The sequence below is a fragment of the uncultured Lutibacter sp. genome (assembly GCF_937891065.1).
Classification (GTDB): Bacteria; Bacteroidota; Bacteroidia; order Flavobacteriales; family Flavobacteriaceae; genus Lutibacter.
Map to the genome: position 1 here is coordinate 1 of NZ_CALAEQ010000150.1, position 7,846 is coordinate 7,846.

The 7,846-nt window shown below is 29.2% G+C and carries 7 protein-coding genes; 3 read left to right on the plus strand and 4 right to left on the minus strand.

What is annotated here, in order from left to right:
- The first annotated feature begins 151 nt into the window (after nucleotides 1–151).
- A complete protein-coding gene (locus Q0352_RS08370) occupies nucleotides 152–1,024 on the plus strand; it encodes an AraC family transcriptional regulator (RefSeq protein WP_299526555.1) in 873 nt (290 codons plus the stop codon).
- A gap of 173 nt (nucleotides 1,025–1,197) precedes the next feature.
- Here the strand turns inward: Q0352_RS08370 and Q0352_RS08375 are convergent, their stop codons facing one another.
- Nucleotides 1,198–2,070 carry a bifunctional 5,10-methylenetetrahydrofolate dehydrogenase/5,10-methenyltetrahydrofolate cyclohydrolase gene (locus tag Q0352_RS08375; RefSeq protein ID WP_299526558.1) on the minus strand — a complete coding sequence of 291 codons (873 nt, stop codon included), beginning with the start codon at nucleotides 2,068–2,070 and terminating at the stop codon, nucleotides 1,198–1,200.
- Between the two features lie 60 nt (nucleotides 2,071–2,130).
- Nucleotides 2,131–3,462 (minus strand): signal recognition particle protein, encoded by a 1,332-nt coding sequence (ffh, locus tag Q0352_RS08380; protein ID WP_299526560.1) that lies wholly within the window; start codon nucleotides 3,460–3,462, stop codon nucleotides 2,131–2,133.
- A gap of 214 nt (nucleotides 3,463–3,676) precedes the next feature.
- Between ffh and Q0352_RS08385 the strand changes: the two genes are divergently transcribed.
- Together Q0352_RS08385 and Q0352_RS08390 are read left to right on the plus strand one after the other, a co-directional pair.
- Complete coding sequence (locus Q0352_RS08385; protein ID WP_299526563.1) at nucleotides 3,677–5,371, plus strand: FAD-dependent oxidoreductase; 1,695 nt, start codon at nucleotides 3,677–3,679, stop codon at nucleotides 5,369–5,371.
- 287 nt (nucleotides 5,372–5,658) lie between these two features.
- The gene (locus tag Q0352_RS08390; protein WP_299526566.1) at nucleotides 5,659–6,411 is read left to right on the plus strand and encodes a hypothetical protein; all 753 of its coding nucleotides are present in this window, start codon (nucleotides 5,659–5,661) and stop codon (nucleotides 6,409–6,411) included.
- A gap of 105 nt (nucleotides 6,412–6,516) precedes the next feature.
- Here Q0352_RS08390 and msrB read toward each other — a convergent pair whose 3' ends face one another.
- On the minus strand, nucleotides 6,517–6,993 hold the full coding sequence (msrB, locus tag Q0352_RS08395) for a peptide-methionine (R)-S-oxide reductase MsrB (RefSeq protein WP_299526568.1): 477 nt from the start codon (nucleotides 6,991–6,993) through the stop codon (nucleotides 6,517–6,519).
- Nucleotides 6,994–6,997: 4 nt separating this feature from the next.
- Nucleotides 6,998–7,846, minus strand: an 849-nt coding sequence (locus Q0352_RS08400) for an alpha/beta hydrolase (protein WP_367274619.1), incomplete at its 5' end; no start/stop codon positions are given.

Here is a 7,846-nt window from a genome sequence, read left to right on the forward strand (position 1 = left end):
CTAAAATTTCAATAAATTGATGATGATAAATATTTAACGAAATCGATTTCGTAAAGATATTATGATTTATAAGTGTGAAAAAGAAGATTATTTGCAGATTGTAATATAAAATTTGCATTGTGGTAGGTATTAATCAGAATTTTAATTTATTATGAAGTCAATATTGTTGAATAAAATAAATCACTCTATCCAAAAGTCATTTATTATTCACCCTAAGATTTACCCTCAAGCTTATAGTTTATGGCATCATCATAAAGAATATGAGGTTCTTTATTTTGTGAAAAATTCAGGAACTGCATATGTTGGGGATAAAATAATACCTTATGAAGGAGGTACACTTATGCTCTTTTGTGCAAATTTACCACACATGTTTGTTCCTAAATTATATTCTGAAGATAATCCAGATAATGGTATAGATGCTTATGTACTTCATTTTTCTGTAGAAATTATTGATGCAATGATTAAAAATATTCCAGAATTTAAATCCATAAATAAATTATTTAATAATTGGAAAAGAGGAATGGTTTTTAATACTATTAAAAATAATGAGGAGGTATTTAAGTTAATGCAAGAAATAAATGAAGGTGACAACTATAAAAGGATAACTCTTTTCTTTGAGTTATTAAATTTATTAGAAATGGATACTAAGTTTGATTTTATTGCAAGTGCAGGTTATGTAAACGTTGCAAGTTTACCTAAAGGTCGTCTAGAAAAAGTGTATGATTTTTCAATAAATAACTTTAGTGATTCATCTATTTGTTTAGACAATGTTGCAAAATCAATTAATATGAATAAGGCTGCTTTTTGTCGTTATTTTAAAAAAATAACAAATAAAACATATTTTCAATTTTTAAATGAAATAAGAATAGGGAATGCATGTAAAATGTTAATAGAAGAGGAAAACAAAAGTATTACAGATGTTGCATTTTTAAGTGGTTTTAATAATATGTCCAATTTTAATAGGCAATTTAAAATTATTATGGGCCAATCACCAAGCGCATTTTTGAAACTGAGGAATGTATAAGCCTATAATTAAATAACGAGTTGGTATCGAATTGATCTCAAACAATTATTATACGTTGCATTTGGGATAGAATGATATGTTTGAGTTCTTTTTAAAGTTATTTTACAATCTATAAAAAACAAGTTTTGATAATGCGACATAAATGGAAGTAAAAAAATATTGAAATTTAATACTTATTTTCTTTCACAAGCTAATAAAGTATTTTTCATTAACATAGCGATAGTCATAGGTCCAACTCCTCCTGGCACAGGTGTAATATAAGCTGATTTAGGACTTACACTTTCAAAATGAACGTCACCAGCCAAACGATAACCACTTTTTTTGGTAGTATCCTCAATTCTTGTAATTCCAACATCAATAATAGTAACACCATCTTTTACCATATCACCTGTTAAAAATTCAGGAATACCCAATGCAGCTACAATAATATCAGCTTGCAAAGTAAGCTCTTTTAGATTTTTAGTTCTACTATGTGCAACAGTTACGGTTGCATCACCAGCTTTACGTTTTTGACTCATTAAAATACTCATTGGACGACCAACTATGTGGCTTCTTCCAATAACTACAACATGTTTACCAGAGGTTTCAACATTGTAACGTTCTAATAATTCTAAAATACCAAATGGTGTAGCTGGTAAAAAACAAGGCATATCTAAAGCCATTCTACCAACATTTGTTGGATGAAAACCATCTACATCTTTATCAGGATTTACCGCATTTAATACTTTTTGTTCTTCAATATGTTTTGGTAATGGTAATTGAACTATAAATCCATCAATATCACTATCGTTATTTAATTTTTCTATTTCCTGTAATAGTTTTTCTTCAGAAGTATTTTCAGGTAAATCAATTAATGTTGATTTAAAACCAACTAATTCACACGCTTTTACTTTCGCATTCACGTAGGTCATACTTGCGCCATCTGTTCCTACTAATATTGCCGCTAAATGAGGTGTCTTTTTACCATCAGCCTTTAATAGTTTAACTGATTCTGTAATTTCAGCCTTTAAATCTGCTGAAGTTTTTTTTCCATCTAATAAAATCATTCTGATAAATTTTAAAAATTTGCATAAAAAAAGGCAAACATATTGTTTACCTTGTTAAAATTATTTCCCCATTCCTTTCATCATCTGCATCATTTGTCGGCTTCCACCGCCTTGCATCATTTTCATCATTTTACTCATTTGAGTAAATTGTTTCAGTAATTGGTTTACTTCTTGTATGGATGTACCAGAACCTTTTGCTATTCTCTTTTTTCTATTAGCATTAATTACATTTGGTTCACTTCTTTCAGTTGGTGTCATTGAATGAATAATAGCTTCAATACCTTTAAAAGCATCATCGTCAACATCTACATCTTTCATCATTTTTCCTGCTCCAGGAATCATACCCATTAAATCTTTCATGTTCCCCATTTTTTTGATTTGCTGAATTTGCTTCAAGAAATCATCAAAACCAAATTGATTTTTTGCAATTTTCTTTTGAATTTTACGGGCTTCTTCTTCATCATATTGTTCTTGAGCGCGTTCAACTAATGAGACAACATCACCCATTCCCAATATTCGTTCAGCCATACGATTCGGATGAAAAATATCAATAGCTTCCATTTTTTCACCAGTACCAATAAATTTAATTGGTTTGTTTACAACCGATTTTATAGATAAAGCAGCTCCACCACGTGTATCACCATCTAATTTTGTAAGGATTACTCCATCAAAATTTAAAATATCATTAAAAGCTTTTGCAGTATTAACTGCATCTTGTCCTGTCATTGAATCTACAACAAACAATGTTTCTTGAGGATTTACTGCTTTGTGGATGTTTGATATTTCAGCCATCATTTGCTCATCAACAGCTAAACGACCAGCAGTATCAATAATTACAACATTTTTACCAGTTGCTTTTGCATGTTTTATGGCATTTTGTGAAATTTCGACAGGGTTTTGATTTCCTATTTCTGCATATACTTCAACCCCAATTTGTTCTCCAACAACTTGTAGTTGATTTATTGCCGCAGGACGATAAACATCACAACCAACCAATAATACCTGTTTTGATTTTTTAGTTTTTAAAAAATTAGCAAGCTTACCTGAAAATGTTGTTTTACCCGAACCTTGTAAACCAGACATTAATATAACGGTTGGTGTGCCTGAAAGATTTATTCCTACAGTTTCACCACCCATTAAGTTAGTTAACTCATCTTTTACAATTTTCACCATTAATTGCCCTGGATTTAATGTAGTTAATACATCTTGTCCTAATGCTTTTTCCTTAACGGTAGCAGTAAAGTTTTTAGCTATTTTAAAGTTAACATCGGCATCTAAAAGAGCCCTACGAACTTCTTTTAGTGTTTCTGCAACATTTACTTCGGTTATTTTTCCGTGTCCTTTCAGTACGTGAAAGGCTTTATCTAATTTATCACTTAAATTATTAAACATAGGTTCTCGCTTCGTTTTTTAGAAATGCAAATATAAGAAATTGTACTGAATAGTATTTGTATCCATTAAATCATTTTAATAATAATTAAATTTATAATGAAGCGTTTTTTAACATACAAATTAGTTAGTAATGTAATGAAAACGTTATTGTAATAATAATTACAATGTACCTTATAAAATTGTTGAAAATTTGCATAAAATTTAAGAAAACTAAATGGAAAGAATTATAATAATTGGTGGTTTGTCTGCGGGGCCTTCAGCAGCAGCAAAAGCTAGGAGGGAAGATGAAAACGCAGAAATACTGCTTTTTGAAAAAGGAGAAAATATTAGTTATGCAACTTGTGGTATGCCATATGCTTTTTCAGGAGTTATTGAAAATCGTAGCGATTTAATTGTGGTAGATAAACAATTAATGAAGGATAGGTTTAATATTGACGTAAAAACAAATGAAGAAATTATTAATATAGATGTTGAGAAAAAAATAGTTTATTCTAAAAATAACGATTATAGTTACGATAAGTTAATTTTTACAACAGGAGCAAAATCTATTGTTCCACCTATTAAAAATATCAAACTTGCAACAAATTGGTCAACGTGTAGATCAATGGTAGATTTTGATAAAATAATGAAGGAAGGATTGGCAAGTTCTTCTAAAAATATTACAATTATTGGAGCTGGTTTAATTGGGATTGAAGTTGCTGAAAATTTACAAGAAGCTGGTAAAAAGGTGACATTAATAGAAGGTGATCATCAAATTTTAAATATGTGGCAGCCAAAATTCGGAAAATTTGCTGAAACAATTTTAAAAAGTGAAGGAATTGAAGTGTTAACTTCAAGTATTGTTAAAGAATTTGAATTGGACGAAACTGGAAAAATAATAGCAGTTAAAATTGAAGGAAAAGAAGCTATAAAAACCGATTTTGTTATTTTAAGTGTAGGAATTAAACCTAACACAGAATTATTACTTAAAAATGGGGCTAAGCATATTGATAATGGTGCATTAATAGTGAATGAAAGAATGGAAACATCTATAAAAGATGTATTTGCAGCGGGAGATAATGTTTCAATTAAAAACTTACAAACTAATGAATTTGACTATTTTCCATTAGGAACACATTCAAATAAAGGAGGTAGAGCAGCTGGTGCAAATGCTGTTGGTAAAAATATTGTATTTAAAGGTGCTTACAAAACAGCTATTGTAAAAGTGTTTGATTATACATTGGCAAGAACGGGTTTAAATCCAAAATATTTAATAGCAAACAACATTCCATTTAAAACTATTTTAACTGTAGCTGGCTCAACACCAAGTTATTATCCGAATCAAAAAGATTTGTTTACTGAAATGTATTACAACCCTGAAACAGAAGAAATTTTAGGAGCGGAATTATTTGGTGAAGTAGGTGTCGATAAAAGAGTAGATGTATTAAGTACAGCAATTTATGCTAAATTAAAGATTACAGATTTATCTCAATTAGATTTGGCTTATGCACCACCTTTTTCACCTGCAAAAGACCCTATTGTTGTTTGTAGTTTTGTTGCTGAGAATATTATAAATGGTAAAAGTGTTCAAATATCTGTTGAAGAATTAGAAGATAAATTTATGAATGATAAGCTATCTGATTATTTATTAATTGATTCTAGAACTGTTGCTGAGTATGAAAAAGGAACCATCCCAAATGCAATGAATTTTCCTTTAAATGAAATTAGAAATCATATAGATTTTATTAAAAATCAAGAAAAACCAGTGATTATTTTTTGTCAGAGAGGTTTACGGGGTTATTTAGCTGAATTAATTTTAAATCAAAATAACATTGAAAATGTGGTAAATGTTGCAGGAGGTTTTAAACTTTGGCAAATGTATAGTTCAAAAATTACAATACCTAAACCAGTTTATGCTCGGTTAAATTAAAATAATATTTGTTTGTTTATTTATGAAAGCATCTTTAACTTAAATTTTAAGTTTTAGGTGCTTTTTTGTGGGTATTTAATTTAGTATAAATAGTCAATTATATATTTAAATCAATTTTATTTTTTTAATAGATTAGTATTTAGTATATTAGCTTTGCTATGTAATAAAAGTTACACAATAAACTTTTATTTTTCAATAATCATCCCTTTTTATTAAACCCCAATAATTAACATTTAATATCAATGTATTTGGTATATATATTATTAACTAACTAACACTATTTAATCATGAGAACAAAAACAATTTTTTTTACAATGTTACTATTATTTGTAATGTTAACATCTTCAACTGCTATTGCGCAAGAAGAAGAAAAGGAAAGCTATGGAATGGCTGAAGTTATCTATATAATGCCTAAGATAGGTATGGAAAAAGCATTTGAAAATGCAGTAAAAGAACACAATGCAAAATATCACAAAGAAGGTGTTTATAAGGCATCATTAGATAATATTATCACAGGAAAAGAAACTGGTTGGTACGCTTGGGTAATGGGACCTTGTACTTTTTCAGATTTAGATAATCGACCTGATGATGAAGCTCATAGAGCGCATTGGGATAAAAACGTCTCACCTACAGTAGCAAAATACGGACAAACAGAGTACTGGAAATATAATAATAAGCTGTCTTATAGTAGTGATGATTCAGCTGCTCCAAAATATCAAAATCTTTGGTTTATTGGTTTAGAAAGAGGTCAATATTATAAATTTAAAGAGTTTATGGAAAAAGTTCGTAAATCTTATGAGAAAAAGGGAGAAGGCAATATAAGTATTTATGATAATGAGTTTAGAGAAGGAGATGGTAGAGATGTTGCCATTGTTTGGGACTTAAAAAATTGGGCTGAAATGGACGATGATGATGGTGGTATAAAAAAACAATTTGAAGAGATTTATGGAGAAGGTAGTTGGAACAATGCTTTAAAAGATTGGGAGGCTTCAACAAAAACTATTAAATCTCAAGTTTGGAGAGTTGGAGTTAATAAATAGACTTTATAACATATAAAAAACAAAAAGCATCGACTCGAAAGTCGATGTTTTTTTGTTAGCACTTGTAATGCTCATGCATTTTAATAATTTTTTCTAAATTAGAAATTACTTTTCTCCTTTTACAAATTTAATAGAAGTAGTATTTACACAGTAACGTTGCCCTGTAGTTTCTTTAGGTCCATCATCAAAAATATGTCCTAAATGACTATCACATGAAGCACAAATAATCTCTGTTCTAATCATTCCAAGAGTTTTATCTTTAACAAAATTTACGGTTCCTTTAATGGAATCATCAAAAGAAGGCCAACCACAATGTGATTCAAATTTACTATTTGATTCAAATAACTGAGCATCACAAGCTGCGCAAAGGTATGTTCCTTTTTCAAAGTGAGCTGTTAAACCACCTTCACTAGGAGCATCTGTTCCTTTTTGCCGAAGTACAAAATATTGTTGTGGTGTTAACTCTTTCTTCCATTCTTCTTCTGTTTTAGTAACTTTTTTACTCATATTGTTTTTTATTTTTTCTTGAGAATAACTTTGATAAGTGATTATTAAAACTAAAAGTAAAATTATTCTTTTCATATTCTTAATTTCTATTTATAAATTCAATTATTTTATCTATAACTAGGCTATTTTTTAAAATGCGTCTGTGACCTAAACCGTTTGTAATTAAAATTTCTCCTAGTTGTAGGTTTTGACGAATATTATGAGCACAACTTACAGGAACATCATAATCTTCAGTATCATGAATTACCAATGTTGGAATTAAAACCTTTTTTGCGACAGTGTTTACTGAATAATTGTCAATATCTTCTCCAAATTTTTTATAAAACGCTTGTTTTATTTTATGAACTATTTTAGGTTTTAATTCTAACTTATTTACAAAATCAATGATAATATCTGTAATAATGTCTCCAGAGCCAATAATAATGGCTTTTTTTAAGAGCAACCCTTGTTTAATACTATTTATTACAGCCATACCACCTAAAGAATGACCAATGGCAATTTCAAAAGGACCGTATTTTTCTTCAATTGCTTTTGAGGCAGTTACAAATTCGTTCATCATAGTGGTTTTTCCTGTAGAATCACCATGTGCGGGTCCATCAAAACTAATAGTCATAAATCCATTTTCTAATAATGTATCTGCAATTTTATACAATTGAGTTCCTCTACCTGACCAGCCGTGTACTAATAAAACTTTTCTTTTGGAATAACCGTACGTATAAACCATTACCTGTTTATTTAATTCAGGAATAAATAATAATTCTTTTTGAGCGCTATTGGCCATCATTTTTTCACGCTCAGGAGTTTTAAATCTGATTGGAGTTCTAAATAATTTTATAGCAAATTTTGTAGCTAAATAAGGAGCTATATATTGTAATGCTTTTCCTGTGTAAATTATTGAAGAAGGTATTTTTGGGATATTATTTTGTGG

What these genes read in the sequence shown, in the direction of transcription:
- Q0352_RS08370 (WP_299526555.1), top strand. Translation starts at nt 152, where the DNA reads ATGAAGTCAATATTGTTGAATAAAATAAATCACTCTATCCAAAAGTCA.
- ffh (WP_299526560.1), bottom strand. Translation starts at nt 3,462, where the DNA reads ATGTTTAATAATTTAAGTGATAAATTAGATAAAGCCTTTCACGTACTG.
- Q0352_RS08375 (WP_299526558.1), bottom strand. Translation starts at nt 2,070, where the DNA reads ATGATTTTATTAGATGGAAAAAAAACTTCAGCAGATTTAAAGGCTGAA.
- msrB (WP_299526568.1), bottom strand. Translation starts at nt 6,993, where the DNA reads ATGAAAAGAATAATTTTACTTTTAGTTTTAATAATCACTTATCAAAGT.
- Q0352_RS08390 (WP_299526566.1), top strand. Translation starts at nt 5,659, where the DNA reads ATGAGAACAAAAACAATTTTTTTTACAATGTTACTATTATTTGTAATG.
- Q0352_RS08385 (WP_299526563.1), top strand. Translation starts at nt 3,677, where the DNA reads ATGGAAAGAATTATAATAATTGGTGGTTTGTCTGCGGGGCCTTCAGCA.